17 protein-coding genes are annotated in these 15,654 nt (G+C 34.6%); 7 read left to right on the top strand and 10 right to left on the bottom strand.

Annotation, left to right across the window (positions count from 1 at the left end; genetic code table 11):
- Positions 1 to 6 precede the first annotated feature (6 nt).
- Positions 7 to 1,068, bottom strand: coding sequence for a tyrosine-type recombinase/integrase (locus AMET_RS07855; RefSeq protein ID WP_157047198.1), 1,062 nt, complete (start codon positions 1,066 to 1,068; stop codon positions 7 to 9).
- Between the two features lie 415 nt (positions 1,069 to 1,483).
- Here AMET_RS07855 and AMET_RS07850 point away from each other — a divergent pair, with 415 nt between their 5' ends.
- Together AMET_RS07850 and AMET_RS07845 are read left to right on the top strand one after the other, a co-directional pair.
- The gene (locus AMET_RS07850) at positions 1,484 to 1,690 is read left to right on the top strand and encodes an alpha/beta-type small acid-soluble spore protein (RefSeq protein WP_012062809.1); all 207 of its coding nucleotides are present in this window, start codon (positions 1,484 to 1,486) and stop codon (positions 1,688 to 1,690) included.
- A 129-nt stretch (positions 1,691 to 1,819) separates the two neighbouring features.
- Positions 1,820 to 2,347, top strand: coding sequence for a DUF4364 family protein (locus tag AMET_RS07845; RefSeq protein ID WP_012062808.1), 528 nt, complete (start codon positions 1,820 to 1,822; stop codon positions 2,345 to 2,347).
- On the opposite strand, the gene AMET_RS07840 is transcribed toward AMET_RS07845, so the two are convergent.
- Positions 2,328 to 3,278 carry a beta-propeller fold lactonase family protein gene (locus AMET_RS07840; protein ID WP_012062807.1) on the bottom strand — a complete coding sequence of 317 codons (951 nt, stop codon included), beginning with the start codon at positions 3,276 to 3,278 and terminating at the stop codon, positions 2,328 to 2,330. The two genes, AMET_RS07845 and AMET_RS07840, sit on opposite strands and share 20 nt — an antisense overlap.
- Before the next feature lie 232 nt (positions 3,279 to 3,510).
- Positions 3,511 to 4,710, bottom strand: a complete 1,200-nt coding sequence (gene chrA, locus AMET_RS07835) for a chromate efflux transporter (protein ID WP_012062806.1) — start codon at positions 4,708 to 4,710, stop codon at positions 3,511 to 3,513.
- Between the two features lie 178 nt (positions 4,711 to 4,888).
- Between chrA and AMET_RS07830 the strand changes: the two genes are divergently transcribed.
- The 3 genes from AMET_RS07830 to AMET_RS07820 are packed head-to-tail and all read left to right on the top strand — an operon-like array spanning position 4,889 to position 6,637.
- Entirely contained in the window at positions 4,889 to 5,197 is a 309-nt protein-coding gene (locus AMET_RS07830; RefSeq protein WP_012062805.1) for a PadR family transcriptional regulator, read from the top strand.
- 15 nt (positions 5,198 to 5,212) lie between these two features.
- On the top strand, positions 5,213 to 5,848 hold the full coding sequence (locus tag AMET_RS07825) for an ABC transporter ATP-binding protein (protein ID WP_012062804.1): 636 nt from the start codon (positions 5,213 to 5,215) through the stop codon (positions 5,846 to 5,848).
- 3 nt (positions 5,849 to 5,851) lie between these two features.
- The gene (locus AMET_RS07820; RefSeq protein ID WP_012062803.1) at positions 5,852 to 6,637 is read left to right on the top strand and encodes an ABC transporter permease; all 786 of its coding nucleotides are present in this window, start codon (positions 5,852 to 5,854) and stop codon (positions 6,635 to 6,637) included.
- A gap of 154 nt (positions 6,638 to 6,791) precedes the next feature.
- On the opposite strand, the gene AMET_RS07815 is transcribed toward AMET_RS07820, so the two are convergent.
- Together AMET_RS07815 and AMET_RS07810 are read right to left on the bottom strand one after the other, a co-directional pair.
- Complete coding sequence (locus tag AMET_RS07815; protein ID WP_012062802.1) at positions 6,792 to 7,856, bottom strand: hypothetical protein; 1,065 nt, start codon at positions 7,854 to 7,856, stop codon at positions 6,792 to 6,794.
- A gap of 269 nt (positions 7,857 to 8,125) precedes the next feature.
- Entirely contained in the window at positions 8,126 to 8,764 is a 639-nt protein-coding gene (locus AMET_RS07810; protein ID WP_012062801.1) for a response regulator transcription factor, read from the bottom strand.
- Positions 8,765 to 9,059: 295 nt separating this feature from the next.
- On the opposite strand from AMET_RS07810, the gene AMET_RS07805 reads away from it, so the two are divergent.
- Both AMET_RS07805 and AMET_RS07800 read left to right on the top strand, forming a co-directional pair.
- Entirely contained in the window at positions 9,060 to 9,644 is a 585-nt protein-coding gene (locus AMET_RS07805; RefSeq protein ID WP_012062800.1) for a pentapeptide repeat-containing protein, read from the top strand.
- A 103-nt stretch (positions 9,645 to 9,747) separates the two neighbouring features.
- Positions 9,748 to 11,097: an IS701 family transposase gene (locus tag AMET_RS07800; protein ID WP_012062799.1), complete on the top strand. Its 1,350-nt coding sequence runs from the start codon at positions 9,748 to 9,750 to the stop codon at positions 11,095 to 11,097.
- 235 nt (positions 11,098 to 11,332) lie between these two features.
- Here the strand turns inward: AMET_RS07800 and AMET_RS07795 are convergent, their stop codons facing one another.
- The 5 genes from AMET_RS07795 to AMET_RS07775 all read right to left on the bottom strand — a co-directional run bounded on the left by AMET_RS07795 (position 11,333) and on the right by AMET_RS07775 (position 15,596).
- Positions 11,333 to 12,013 (bottom strand): LexA family transcriptional regulator, encoded by a 681-nt coding sequence (locus AMET_RS07795; RefSeq protein WP_012062798.1) that lies wholly within the window; start codon positions 12,011 to 12,013, stop codon positions 11,333 to 11,335.
- An 83-nt stretch (positions 12,014 to 12,096) separates the two neighbouring features.
- The gene (locus tag AMET_RS07790; RefSeq protein WP_012062797.1) at positions 12,097 to 12,708 is read right to left on the bottom strand and encodes a flavin reductase family protein; all 612 of its coding nucleotides are present in this window, start codon (positions 12,706 to 12,708) and stop codon (positions 12,097 to 12,099) included.
- 67 nt (positions 12,709 to 12,775) lie between these two features.
- Positions 12,776 to 13,714: a ring-cleaving dioxygenase gene (locus AMET_RS07785; protein ID WP_012062796.1), complete on the bottom strand. Its 939-nt coding sequence runs from the start codon at positions 13,712 to 13,714 to the stop codon at positions 12,776 to 12,778.
- 241 nt (positions 13,715 to 13,955) lie between these two features.
- Positions 13,956 to 14,690 (bottom strand): sulfite exporter TauE/SafE family protein, encoded by a 735-nt coding sequence (locus AMET_RS07780; protein ID WP_012062795.1) that lies wholly within the window; start codon positions 14,688 to 14,690, stop codon positions 13,956 to 13,958.
- A gap of 201 nt (positions 14,691 to 14,891) precedes the next feature.
- Positions 14,892 to 15,596, bottom strand: a complete 705-nt coding sequence (locus tag AMET_RS07775; RefSeq protein WP_012062794.1) for a hypothetical protein — start codon at positions 15,594 to 15,596, stop codon at positions 14,892 to 14,894.
- Between the last annotated feature and the right edge of the window lie 58 nt (positions 15,597 to 15,654).

Raw genomic sequence — 15,654 nt, 5'->3', positions numbered from 1 at the left:
CTCCCTTCAACACATTGAACTATCATTCCAATACTTTGATATTACTTTATTTATATGCTTCTTGGATAAATGTGTATAGTTTTCTGTTGTGGTAACATGTTTGTGTCCAGCAATTTTTTGAACTACAGATATATCTAATCCAGATTCAACAAAATTAGTCACACATGTATGTCTTAAATCATGGAAGTTAAAGTATATCCCTGTTTTTTTCTTAACTCTATTAAACACTTCATATATTCCTCTATAAGTAAGTTTCTTGCCTAAATATTGAGTCTGATATGATACAAAAATAAAGCTATTCACTGTATCAACCTGATTTCTCTCTTCCATGATAAAATTATCTATTTCCTCAAGTAAATACATTGGCATATATAAATCTCTATTCTTGCCCTTGCTTTTAATATTTTCTAATACCGCAACCATAGAAGTAGGATCAGGAGTTGGTATTTGTTCTATCTTTAGATCTAACACTTCTTGTATCCTAGCCCCTGATATGTACATTATTTTAAAAATGAGCCTATCCCTCCATCTAACCAAATTTTCAACAAAGGTATCTGCTTCATCATTTGTTATTAGTCTCACAGCTCTATTTACTTCTTTAACTTTAAATATCGACCTATGAGTTTTATTATTACTTCTAGTATGATGAAGTAAATCTTTAAACATATTTGGAGGCCTTTTAATTTCTTCCATCAAAATTGGGTTTCTAATTTCCATTGTATTAACAATATATATATATAAATTATGTATTGTAGTCAGTATTCGATTAATAGTCTTACCTGCTCTAACGCTACTCACTTTTATGTGAATAATATTTTTCCCGTGCTCATCATTTCTTAAAAACTCAATAAAATGACCTATTATGTAAGGTGTTATTTGATCAAATGTATATCTATTTGTTTCTAGAAACTCCCAATACAATTTTAAATCTCTTGCTTGGGCTAATAATGTATTATCTGATCTCCCTTTTGATTTTTGATATTTTAAGTAATTATATACTGGATCTACTATTCTCATCTCACTGTCTAAAAGTACAACTCTGTCTAATTTTTCTATATTGTTTTCCATATCTCTTTTATAGTTAATGAATAATTGCAATCGTACCACTCTTCTCCTATTTCATATTTTTTGTAGCAACTTAAGTCCATCTACTCTAGTTATCTTTTATTCAATAGCTAATGCTTTATCTACTTCTTATTAAACTATAAATACACTATTTTTTCATCATATTTTTATCAAATTTAAGTAATAAAAAAAGTCAGAAGTATATGTACTTATTGTACACTTCTAACTAAACATAACATGACTATTCCCCCTTACCTTCATTATAACAAATTTTTCGAGCTTATTCATCAATAGATATTTCCCATAAATATTCAATTCAATAAAAATTTTCTAGGATATCTTACTTTCTATTTGGTTAAATTAATATTACAACATCATATGATGTTGTAATATTAATTTAACCGAGGAGGAGAATTATATGGCTTCTAGAGGAAATCGTGTTGTTGTACCAGAAGCTCGACAAGCTCTTAATCAAATGAAGACTGAAATTGCTAATGAATTAGGTCTTTCAAACTATGACTCAATTGATAAAGGAAATTTAACTGCTAGACAAAATGGATATGTTGGTGGATATATGGTAAAAAGATTAATCGAGCAAGCTGAAAGAAGTATGGCTGGTAAATAATTTAATTAATTTAAGTAAAAAAAGGAGATGCGAATTAAATTCGCATCTCCTTTTTTGTTACTTTCTCTTTCAAATTTTCCTTAAATACATTAATATGATATTATATCTATTTATAAGGAAGGTGGATACATGTTTTTTAATACATCAGAACAATTAGCCGAAAACAAGCTTGTGCTGTTATACATATTTGATCGAGTACAATTTCCATTAGCCAATATACAACTCACACAGTTTATAATGGAAAATGATATTATGAATTATTTTATGCTTCAGCAGTTCATAGGTGAGCTAAAAGAATCATCCTTCATTATGGAACAAGAAAAGGACACTGGACAGCTTTTTATGATAACCGATCAAGGTAAAAAAACCCTAACGTATTTTATTAGTCGCATTCCAGAGGAAAAACGTTTGAAAATTGATCATTTGCTTAATATCAAAAAAGAAGAATTCGTGCGTAATACAGAAATAAAAGGTGAATATGAAAAACTAACAGATAATGAGTATTTAGTTAAATTATCAGTTATTGAACAAGGAACACCAATCTTCAATTTAAAGTTAAGTGTTGGTAATGTCAAACAAGCCAAGGACATGTGTGAAAAGTGGCGCTCCGATGCACAGGAGTTGTATGGTCAAATTATCAATTTATTAATTGAGTAAACAGTACACTTGTTGGCTCTATTCCAGTAGGAATGGAGCCAATACATTTTCTGAGTCTAATATCAATGATATCCACCACATTATCTGAAATGCTGGTTGCAAACAAATACATTTCATCTTGATCGATTTCCAGTCCATGGGGCATATGACTGACATTAATCTTTTGACAATATTGATTCTTTTTTAAATTAAACACATGAATACAATCTAAATCAGAATCTGCCACATATAAATAATTGTTTTTCTTATCACAGATTACCTCTACTGGCATTTTCCCAATGTGAATCACTTGCATTAGCTTCATATCCGACAGCTGGTAAACACAAATTTTTCCTTGTTTTTCAAAGTCAAAGCTGTGATCCACAACAAAAATAAACCTTCCATCATAGCTTAATCGCAAATGCCAAGGGTGACATTCTACTTCGTATACTTCACTTTGTTCATTTGTTCTTGTCTGAATTTCAGTAATGGACTTTGTTCCTTTGTTAGCCACCAAAACCCGTTCTTGATCCTTGGTTAAAACCATTCCATGGGGCATTTCACCAGTGGGAATCTGAATCATGGACTCTAATGTGTTTACATTCAAAACAAATATGCTATTTGAGTCGCTATTTGCAACATATAAACACCCATATTTTTTGCACAAAACAATCTGGGTGGGACAGCCCCCTACATAGACGGTATCAATCATTTTACCTAATAACAAATCCAAGATCGTTACTGAGTTTTGATGGGAATTAGGCACATATAAATATTTTTGATTCCAATCCAATGCGATGTGGTGGGGTCCCAATGGACGTGGAGGAAATAATCCTTTGCCCTCTTGCAAATAGATTCTTTGTACTTCTTTTTGTTGTGCTACATCAATCAGAGAAATCGAATCTTCTGCAAAGTTAGAAACAATCAAAGTTGCAGATGCTAGTCTGCCCATTCCTTCACCCCTTTATCAATCATCAAAACATTAGATTCTAATCCGCTCAATCACTTATATATCTATCTTATGTTTTACTGGAATATATGTGAGTGCCAAGGGAGCTGATCATGCTGAAATGATAAAAAAATTCAAGAGATAAAGAGGTGTTTATCAGATAAAAGTCAATAGATAAACGAAGTGATTTCTATATAAAAGCAACGTATTTTTTAATTTTTTCTATTTGAATTCTTTACATCGTAAATCCTGCAATTAGAACCACTAGTACGATCAATGGTGCTGGGATTTTCTTCGTCAATAACAGTCCCACTGTCAAAAGTGTCACAACAATATTATCAATCATAAATCCACTATTTTGCATCAGAATTACCGCAGCTACAGCAATTAACCCACCAGCAACTGCATTAATACCCTTTAGAGAAACCTTTATGCCCTTAATTTTCTTTAAATTCTCCCATATTGGATAGATAAAATAAATTAAAAGGAGTCCTGGCAAAAAGATTCCGATTCCACCTACAATAGAGCCTAAGACTTGTGTAAATGCACTGCCCCCACGGGCTGCCAATCCGCCCGCATAAGCACTAAAACTAAACATGGGTCCCGGTAGTCCTTGTACAAGTCCATAGCCAGTCAAAAACTCTTGATTTGTCATAAATCGATTCACTTCCACTAATTCACTATGCATGACAGGTACCACCACCTGTCCCCCACCAAAAACCAAGTATCCATAGCGATAAAAACTTTCAAATAAATGAATGATTCGATTGTCTAATACAAAGGCGAGAAGGATAGCTCCAACCGTAATAACTCCAAAAGCTATTAAGTATGGCCAAGGAGGGTTTAATTTTACACGATTCCATAAATCCTTCTCTTTTGAGGTCATAATACTGACAATTCCACCTAGGATTAAAACCAATGGAAAAATCCAAGGTGCTCGAATAAAGTAAGTGGTAACCCCTCCTAATAGCAATAACAATAGGGTCATATTGTCTGTTACGACTTTACGTCCAATCCGATAGGCAGCCACAATAATAAAACCAACGGCCATTGGGCCAATATAACGAAGTCCATCCTGAGCTACATTAATACTATCTAAAAATTGATATACGAAGGAAAGCAAGGTCATCACCGTAAGTACTGGCAAAGCCCATACTAACATGGTTAGAAATGCTAATAGCGGTCCTCCTGTTTTATGACCAATGGCTACAATGGTTTGTGTACTGCTTGGACCCGGTAGAATACTACACAAAGCAATCAGTTCAACCAGTTCTTCTTCATTTAAATACTTTTTCTTGACTACCATTTGCTCTGTAAAAACACCGTAATGAGCTTCAGGTCCTCCATAAGCTCCTAAAGAACAAATGAATACATCCTTCAAGAATGTTCCCCTTGTTAGCTTTCTTTCACTTTCCAAGTTTATTTCTTTATTCATAAAAAATCCCCCTTTCCACTTTACTCTCTATATTTTTAATACCATAAATTTTCAATAGAACATGGTTGAGAATACCATCATTCCATGATATAATTATACCACATTCCGATATCGTACTGCAATATCGCATTTCAATATCAATCTTGTATAACTAAATTATATATTGAGGTGAGTACAAATGCAAAACCAGATTTTAAGAAAATTATTCCTGGGTTTTATACAAATCCATATACTTCATCATGCAAAGAAGGAGCCATTCTATGGTGTCTGGATGATGGAAGAACTTAAAGAGCACGGATATGATATGAGTCCCGGAACCCTATACCCCTTACTTCACAGTATGGAGTCTAAGGGACTTCTGAGAAAAGAAGAAAGAACAATATCCGGTAAAATCAGAAAGTATTATAGTATAACCGAACTAGGGGACGAAGTATTACAAGAAGCCCGAGGAAAGGCCTATGAATTGTTTAAAGAAATAAAAGAGTAACCAGGAGGGATTTCTATGTTTTTATTCAAGGAAGTAAAATACAAAGACATTCTTAATATTAAAGCCCTTACTATCAAAAATCATCAGGTGACTTGTATTGTTGGGGAAAGTGGGAGTGGAAAAACCACATTATTAAGACTATTAAATAAGCTAATTAGTTGTGATAGTGGTGAAATCCTTTATCAGGAACAATCTCTATCGGCTATCAATTCTGTGGAGCTAAGAAGAAATGTTGTTATGCTTCCCCAATCTCCTGCTATTTTTAGTGGAAGTATAAAAGATAATCTACTAATCGGACTGAAGTTTTCTGAAAAACAACTGGTCTCGGATGATAAACTATCTGAAGTATTAAAAGTGGTGAAATTAAATAAAAAATTAGATGAATATGCTGAAAGACTATCCGGTGGGGAAAAACAAAGAGTAGCCCTTGCCAGGGTCATTCTCATGGATCCAGAGGTTCTTTTGTTAGATGAGCCATCATCTGCACTAGATGAAGAGACAGAACATACGATTATTGAGGCCCTAGTGAATTATACAAAAGATAACAACAAGACACTTATTATGGTCACCCATTCTAAGAAAATTGCAAATCATTTTGCTGATGAAGTCATTGAGATTAAAAAAGGTATGTTATTCAAGGAGGGGATGTAAAGGATGGATGACGTTATCACACTTCAATTATGGCAAATTGCTGCATCCTATGTTTTTATTATTATTTTATTATTTATTGTAAGGGCTAGGGGCATTTCAAGAGAAAAAGAAATTCTCATCTCAACAGTCAGGATGACAATACAACTCATATTAACGGGTTATATACTCGTTTATCTGTTTGACAATATCAATCCGTTATACACAATTATCGTCATCGTTCTTATGGAGATATTTGCTATTTATAATATATTCAAAAGGACAAAAACAAAACTTTCGAAATCACTTAAGAAGATTATTGCGATCTCCATGCTATTTGGTACTTTATCAAGTCTGATATATTTCATATTTGTGGTTATTAATGTCTCCCCTTGGTATGATCCTAGATATTTTATACCCATTGCAGGAATGCTGATTGGTAATTCTATGACAGGTATCTCCCTTGGTGTTGCACGACTTGTAGATGGTATGCATTCTCAAAGACATCTTGTTGAATCTTCATTAATGCTTGGAGCAACACCTAAAATGGCCGCAAAAGAAATCGTAGACAATGCATTTGATTCTGCAATTCTTCCAACAATAAATTCCATGGTAGGAATGGGTATCGTATTTTTACCAGGAATGATGACAGGGCAAATTTTATCTGGCACCTCTCCTGTTACCGCTATCCACTATCAAATCGCAATTATGCTTGGTATTCTTGGGAGTGTTGCATTATCCGTCATACTATTTGTTCAATTAGGATATAAAACCTTCTTTAATGAAGAAAGCCAATTAATCATTGATCAGTAGAAAGTCATTTGTTATAAGTACTATGTACTCACCCCCATCTATGTATTCAACTTATTCGTGTTTTTATAATAAGTTTAAAAAGAACCCCTATGACTTCATAGGGGTTCTCATCTTCGTTATCAAAACATTACCATGTGTTTATCTTAAACGCTTTTTAGAATCGACCAATAATCACGTCTTCTTCGCTTAATATCCCAGCGTTCACTAATGCACGTTGATAAGATGTTGCTTCTCTTGTAATCCTAACTGTTGCACCTGAAATCGTATTAATAGAATCTTGTACTGTTCTTGTTGCTCCTGATTCAGTATCAAGGCCGAATTGATTTTGCTCATTGATATTAGCCGCATAACGCTCATTTGACCAATCAACTAAGGAAGTCATTTCCGTTGCATTTTGACCAATTAATGATTGTGCGATGGCGTTATGGTTACCTTCCCATCCACCTTTACCAAAGTATCCGTATTCAACCGCTCTAGACTGAGGCTGTCCACCGTCAAATTCTACTCCTAGTGCTTCAAGAAACACTTGTACTGTAGATGATTCATCAATGTCTGCTAACACACCAACATCGTTCACCACATGAGACCATCCACTTACATTAAAAATGTTGTTATCAGCTAGTTCATCCCACTCAGCTGCACGATTACCGCTGGTTCTAACTGTTGGCACTGTCAATCCACTTCCGATTGTCATTTCTCCAACAGGTGTATCAAAATCAAAGTCTTGAGGAATCTTCATCTCAAACTGATATCTCGTAATTGGATCTACCATCACAACCGCTGTATCACCTGAGTTATCCACAGCAAAAGCATAAAATGCCATCATGTCTGCTGTATGTACAGTAAACATAGAATTTCCTGCTACATAGTCTGCTCCACCTTCAGCAGGTGTCGGATCTACGGAGAAATCTACATCAACATAGGCATTTCCACTTTGACGCATTGTCCAGTATCCATCTCTTTGTACAAAGAAACTCAATTTTGCATCTTGGATGATTCCGTCTTGGTCTAACTCAAGAATTGTTTCAATATATTGGTTGGTATCTTCAAGAGAAGTTCCATTTGCTTCTCCATTCCATGAGTACCCAACATATCGACCTTCAAGTGAAGCAACACTTTCTTCAATTGGTTGAGATACCTCTACTGGCGCTTCCTCTGAGCACCCAACAAGTGTTACCGATAATAATAGTGCTGCTGATAAAGCTAAAAACTTTTTCATGAATTTCGTCCCCCTTAATTTAAGTAATTATTGTTTGATAATTTTTATTTCGCAATTATCATTTATTATATTCTACACAATCATTATATGATAAAAAATATACAATTTCAATGCAAATGCTTGTATTTCAACATTTAAGGACATTTGTCCCTAAGTGATAATGAATATCTTTTAGTAAAGAATCGTTTTCATTGTCGTGAATATAACAAAAAATGCGACCTAGAAGTTCTACAGGTCCCACCTTTTATTCATTAAGGAATATGGCTAAATTACTTTAGTATTTTTCGTTTTGACCAATAAATCGCCGCTTCTGTACGATTCCCGGCATTGATTTTCTTAAAAATTCTACTGGCGTTATTTCTTACTGTTTTTTCAGAAACATAAATCTCTTTAGCTATATCTTTATTTGATTTCCCTTGACTGATGAGTTCAAGAATACTTTTATCCTGGGATGTCAAGTCATCCTCTCCTGAGCAATTCTGTTTTACTTCATTCAATACTTTACTGATTGCTTCGTTAGCTAATGAAGTTTTACCTCCAACAACATTTCTAATGGCAGTAATAATATTTTTACTATCAATATCCTTCAATAAGTACCCTTCAGCACCAGCTTTTACAGCTTCCAATATGATAGAGTCCTCTGCATAAGCTGTTAAAATAATCACCTTTACATCGGGAACTCTTTTTTTGATTTCTCTACAGCCTGCTGCGCCATCGCCATCAGGAAGTTTGATATCTAATAGTACAATATCAGGTTTAAGATCAGATACCTTGTGATAAGCCTCCTGTAAAGTCCCTGCTTCTCCACAGACCTTCAGTCCATCATTTCTCTCTATTAATGATCTGATGCCATAGCGAACAATAGCATGATCATCTACTAACAAAATAGTAACACTCTTCTTCTCCATTTTTTCATTCCTCCCATGGAATAGTACTTATATATGGACTTTAAATGACAAAGTTGATTTCCTATATCCATAGATACATTATTGTATATTATTATAACATATCGTACAATTCAAAATGTTTTGTGCATTTAATCATATTACTTCGCCACAGAGCATATGCTTCATTTCTATCACTTTTTATTTTTTTCTTACACGAAGCTCCTTTAATTCAACAATGTTATTTTATATGTGTTATGTTATGATAGTCCTATAAAACCAATATGAGTTTACTTTGCATATAAAAGGGAGAGTCAAAATGATAGATATTTTAAAACACAGTGAACATGAAGATGTGATTTTTACAAAGGTACTGGCAAGCAGTGAAAGCTTCACTAACAAAACATTTATTAATTGTCAATTTAAAGGCTGTGATTTTTCACAATCTGACTTCTCCTTTGCATTCTTTGAGGATTGTATCTTTAATGAGTGTAATTTAAGCTTAGTACAATTTAATGATTCAAAATTAAGAAATGTTAAATTTGAAACCTGCAAACTAATGGGAATCAACTTTAGCAAAATTGATTCCTTTATTATTGAATTGAGTTTCAATGAGTGTTTAGTTCAAAATTGCAACTTTTCCAATCTCAATTTAAGAAAAACCATGTTTCAGCAGTGTAGAATACTGGAGAGTGACTTTATCAGTACGATATTAATCGGAAGTGATTTTACATATTCAATACTGACTGGAACGAAGTTTTATGATTCAGATTTATCGAAGGCGGATTTTTCCTTTGCTACGGATTATGACATCCATCTCTTGAATAATAAAACAAAGAAGACCATTGTCACCTTACCTGATGCGATATCCCTATTAAAGCATTTCGATCTTGTCATTAAATAGTATTACTATAGTTTTGCACTTTTTAAATAATTACCAAAAACTGACGTAATAATTTGCAAAATAAATGAGGAATATATGAACACAATACCCCCGACAAGGAGCGATGCTTGTGTACATTTATATTCCTCAAGAATTGTTACAGTTGTTATTATTTCCTAAGGAACTGTTATCAATACCAAATTATAAATATTTTGTTGGTTTTATTTGGTGTCTTTTAGTAACTGAAGGTCGAAAGACTACCAGAAATATATATAGATATTGTTTCTTTTACAAGAAGCATATTGCAAGTTGGGAACGGTTTTTAAGCAAGAACCAGTGGGACTGCATGGCTATTATGGAACAACTACTTCATAAGCGTTTAGAGTTATTTCCAAAGAATTTTATGATTCATGGATCGCTTCTGGTGGCTTATGATACGACACTTATAGCAAAGAATTCTAAGAAAATACCTGGTATTCAAAAGTGGAATAACCACAGTGGCAATGCAGACAAAGGCAAATACATTGTAGGTCACCACTGGGGTGCTTTGGGTATTGTTGGTTCTTTTCTTTCCAATAGATTCTTATGTTTCCCACTGATTTTTCGCCTGATATCCGGTAGGTTAAACCCCTCTCAATGGATGTCTGATGCCGAGGGCATAGCAACCTCTATGAACTGCTGGGACAATGCTCATGCTGCATTATTTCAATTTACAGATTGGGCCAGTAAACACCCCGTTAGGGTAGTGGCAGATGCATATTTTAGTAATAAGTCATTTATACAACCACTTTTGAGTGGAAAAAACCCGATCCATGTCATTACAAAATTAAAAAGTAATGCAATAGGATATTTAGACCCCGAGAAACCTCAAATAAAGAAACAAGGTAGACCAAGAAAAAGAGGACAGAAGGTAAAAATATTGACCCTTTTTAAAACTGAACCTATTCAATTGATATCTGTACGCCTATATGGTGAAACAAGAACCGTTGAAGTTGTGGTAAAAGATTTATGGGTATTAGGGCTTGACCGTAAAGTGCGAATCGTGGTCACAAAAGTTGGTAGTAATGTAACAGCATTGATCAGTACAGATATATCATTAACTCCAGCTGCGATTATTGAAATTTATGGTGCTCGCTTTTCTATCGAAACAGCAATCCGAGATATGAAGCAGCATTTAGGTTTAGGTGATTACCAGCATCAATCTTTATTACCTACATTCAGGTTTATTCACCTGGCAGCTGTGTCCTATAGTGTTGGGAAGATGGCACTGCTAAAGCATCCAAATAGTAGTTGGCTTCAAGCACAAGATTATCAAGGGGACACCCCTTGGACATCAGAACTTAGCTTTAAAAAGCTTCGTATCTGTCTGAGAAGATTTTCCTTGGGAAAACTTGTTTTACCCGAAACCGCATTAGATCAAGGAACAGATAAAAATATATCAGTGAAAGATGCAATACTTACTATTGCTTCATAACAGTACCAAAGTTAATTTTATAAAGGCTTTATTTGTGCAAAACTATAGTAGTATTAGTGAAATCAACAAATTAAAGGGAATGAATGTGTCTACAAAAGTAGTAGCACCTTCATTCCCTTTTTAATCCCATAATTTTAATTTTTTATCACTTATCTTATAGATGAGAAAGACCTTAAGCAATCTGTATGTTTGAGCACAGCGAGTCTTAATCAGCGAAAGTTTCCTTAATGTTTTTCTAAAGTACAAACTCCACCTTAACACATTTCCCAATGATTTTAATCTGTTTCACATCGGTCTGAATTGGAATCTCTCCTTTGTTTCCCGTAGACAGAGTCACTTTATTATTAGCTTCTTTCCTAAGCTGTCTGAGCATCTTTCTGTTGTCTATTTCAAATAAGTAAATATTATTATTCTGTATTTCATTGGTTAAACTAATCATCACAATATCATCCTTTTTAATACGTAGGGCCTGCATTTCGTTATTGCTTGATTGTACAAAGAGAATTTTATCCCATGTATAACCTTCTACTTTCTTATTTAGAATGGGTAGCTCTTTGTATTGTGTGATTTTATTTGTATCCAGTTGATATACAGGGAATTTTTTGATAATATTGGCCAATGCATCAGACCATTGTTCAGTGGGCTGTACATTAAAAAATGTTTCTTCCTGCTTATTTACCCTTGTTTCTTTAGAATTCTGACTTTTTTGTACCGGCTCTTCTTGCTCAGTTACAAACGCTACCTTTGCTCCTAGTTTTTCCAAAATCTTTTCAGCTGCGTTTTCATTGATTACTTTTTTACCTGATTCCACTTGTACAATATAGCTTTCTGCCAAGCCACATTTCTTCGCCAATACTTTTTCACTCATCTTTGCTTTCAGTCTTGCTTCCTTTATTTTGACTGCCATACGATTCATGTATTCATCCCCATTTCAGTTTAGATTCTATCGTTTTATGTCAAATTTTTCAACTGCGAAACCTTGATGTTAATCTAATCCAATCACTTCGGTCGTTTGAGTTCGAATATTTCACCCAGCTTTTCATAATTATTGCCAGCCAATCTACTGACAGGCAATAACTTTTTGGGATCTATTCTGCCCTCTTGAAATAATTCATCATGGATGTGATATTGTACAATACGACCTATCAGTAGCTCACAGGCTGGATTTTCTTCAGTCGCACCTAGGGGAATATATTTCTCCATGACACATTCCATTCGAATACTTGCTTCTTTGACACCTGGAACAGCAACAACCGTGCTAGGCACAGAGGTCAATCCAGTATATTCTATTTCACTCTCATTGTAAGGTAGTTCTTTAGCCGTCTCATTGATCTTATGTATATAGGATTCATCAGATATATGAACGACAAATTCCTTCATGTCTATTGCATTTCTCGCGGTATCCTTCATATTACCATCTGAACGTTGCACTGAAATAGAGACCATAGGTGGATCCGAGGCCACTATACTAAAATAACTAAATGGTGCCCCATTAATGACACCCTCCTTAGAAAGGGTTGTCACAAATGCCACAGGTCTTGGAATAATACTTCCAGTTAAAATGTAGTAGTTCTCTTTTGCAGACAGCTCCATGGGGTTAATTGATTGCATTGTCATTCCTCCTCGCTACATATATGCTTCATACCTAATCACTTACTTTATCACCAAACAAATGATTTTATTTTAATTCCCTGACTTCTATTGGCTCCAACAACTTCTCAAGCTTCTCTCTTTGGGACTCATATCTTTCAGGTAGCATAAGATTTTTTCCCATGGTTTGATGTGATTCATCATGGGCAAACCCTGGAGGATCCGTTGCAATTTCGAAGAGAACTCCCCCTTTTTCTTTAAAATAAATAGCCTTAAAATAATTTCTATCCTGTTCCGAAGTGACATGGTACCCATAGCTTTCCACATGACTTTTCCAAGCAAATTGATCTTCATCATCGATTGCTCTTAATGCAACGTGATGAACCGTACCGACTCCTGTTGTCCCTCCAGCCATTGGGGTACGCTTTAAGTCAATTATATTCCCAATATCACCAATGGACTTGAATCGAACAAGGCCCTCTTCTTCTCCTACCCTTTCAAAACCCATAATATCTTCTAATAATATTGCAGTGCTTTCCGGTTTGTTAGAAAATAAAGTCACCCCTGCAATTCCTTTAATGGCTACATTAGGTGTTATCCCACCAAAAGACCACTGGTTATTTTCCCCAGCCTCTCGTTCCACAATTTCTAATTGCAAACCATGTGGATCATCAAATGCAATATACTGTTCACTAAATCGTTCCTTAAGAACATAGGTCACGTTAAATTCTTTTAGTCTTTCCTTCCAAAACACCAAGGACCCCCTAGGAACTGCAAAGGAACTGATCCCTACTTGTCCACTGCCTATTTTACCTGGTTGTGCACCTGACCGCGGGAAAAATGTGATTACCGTACCCGGATTCCCTCCATTATCGCTAAAGTACAGATGATAGGTCCCAGGATCATCAAAGTTCACTGTTTTCTTAACTAATCGTAATCCTAATACCCCAGCATAAAAATCTACATTTTCCTGAGGGTTGCCAACAATCGCCGTAATATGATGAATTCCCATTGTTTTTTTTGTCACTTTTATATTCACCTTCCATCTCTTATTAAGTGTTCTTAGGTTCAGAATACCCTTTCTTGAGTTGTTCTAATCGGTTTTCTGCATATTCAAATTAAGGCAGTACTTTTGTTTGTCAGACAGTAGAGTCACCTATAGATTTCTTAATTTTTTTATATAAATAACTAAAAGGGGACAGTTCTGTTGTCTATTTCAGACATGAACTGTCCTCCTGTATCATTGTGTTTCCGGTGAATTCCTATTATTAAATCCCAGACATAATTGATAATACACCCATACACATAATTAAACTCAATGTAAGCTTTTTAAATAGATTTTCATCCACTTTATTGCCTAGACTGATTCCTAGTAATGTGCCCACAATCAATCCTGGAGATAAATAGGCGGTATATTGAATAACTTCACCTGTAATCAATCCACCGAAGAAATAGGTGGGAATTGTGGTGATGTTAAGTATCCAAAAGTATAAAGTTAAATTTGCTCTAAATATTTGTTTTTCTACAGCTTGATTGGTTAGAAAAAGAACCACTGGCGGTCCTCCTAAAGAAACACTTCCATTTAACAACCCACTAGCCAAGCCTACCGGTATATAGGATCGTTTCTCATTTTTTACTTTAATTTTATATCCAGAAAAATTTACAATTGCTGCAATGGTGATAATGATCCCAATTAGTAATTTTAGTGTACTCTCATCTGAAATCTTTAATAGGTAAACACCAAAGGGTGTACCAATGATCCCGGCCATGACTAAAATAGAGATTCTTTTTATTTCAATAAATTCTTTTATATGATATAGGATGATGCTATTTAAGAGTAGACTATAGATCACTAATACCGGAACCACAATTTTCAAAGGTAAAAATAAGCCTAAAAGCGGTAGTGAAATTAATGAAAATCCAAAACTCGTGATTCCCTGTGTCATTGCTGCAAAAAAAATAACCAGTGCACCAAAAACAATCTGCACCATTATGTCTTCCATATTTGCATCCTCCAATTCAAATAGTATGAATTTCAACCGAGACTCAATTTATAGAATTGAGTCTTGGTAAACTTTATCTATTGAAAATATCTCTTTGTTCTAGTTCCTTAAATATTATACCATAAGATATGAAAAGACCACAGAATGAGTCCTCACACCCTGTGGCTTCATTTCAGTATTGCTATTTTATCAAGACTATTTTTACTCATATTTTTCTGTAAATGAAATTTCCTCAGCCTCATTATATATGACAAAATTAAATTGCCTTGTTGAACGGCCCCAACCTCCTGATCTTTCCCTCACTTCACCAGCTGTTGTTCCTATGAAATACGGTCTTAAAACAACCTCGGTTTTTCCATCGATGCTGAACTTTTCCGATTCCCCAGTTCTCTGGTCTATTGCCATTAATTCTGATTCCTCCATTACCTCTGTGAAATGTGCAGGAACCTGTAATTTGATGTAAAAGTCTTGAGACTCATCCCCAAGGTTCTCGAGTCTAATGGTTCCATTCACCGTTATCACTTCTTCCCCACCATTAAGTCCCAACCGATTAGCATCCCCACGATGATAGTATATCGCATTCAAATCATTGGCGTAGCTCCTATATACTTTTTCGCTCCGCCCCAACATTGATGAATATCCTACAATACATAAAATAGTGAGTATGAATGCCCTCATCCTCAGGTTGCGGTCCTCAAGGTTAAGTGCAATTATAATATTCTTAAAGCTAAAATAAATCACCACAACTGGAATCAGCATGGCATAATAAAACGTACTATTTCCCATTTCTATAGGAACTAAAATACGCTCTAACAGTGGTATTGTATTGTGATTACTGTAGCCCATCATTATAAAAGCACTTATTAGACCTATAATTGATAATATCACTCTTTTTCTTATACTCATCTTACATCCCCCTTATCAGTATTATCTTATATATATCTTTTTTGCGTGACTTGCGATT

It is taken from the genome of Alkaliphilus metalliredigens QYMF (genome assembly GCF_000016985.1).
Classification (GTDB): domain Bacteria; phylum Bacillota; class Clostridia; order Peptostreptococcales; family Natronincolaceae; genus Alkaliphilus_A; species Alkaliphilus_A metalliredigens.
Note: the sequence above shows the minus strand (reverse complement) of the source record. Positions and strands in the feature narration are given on the sequence as shown.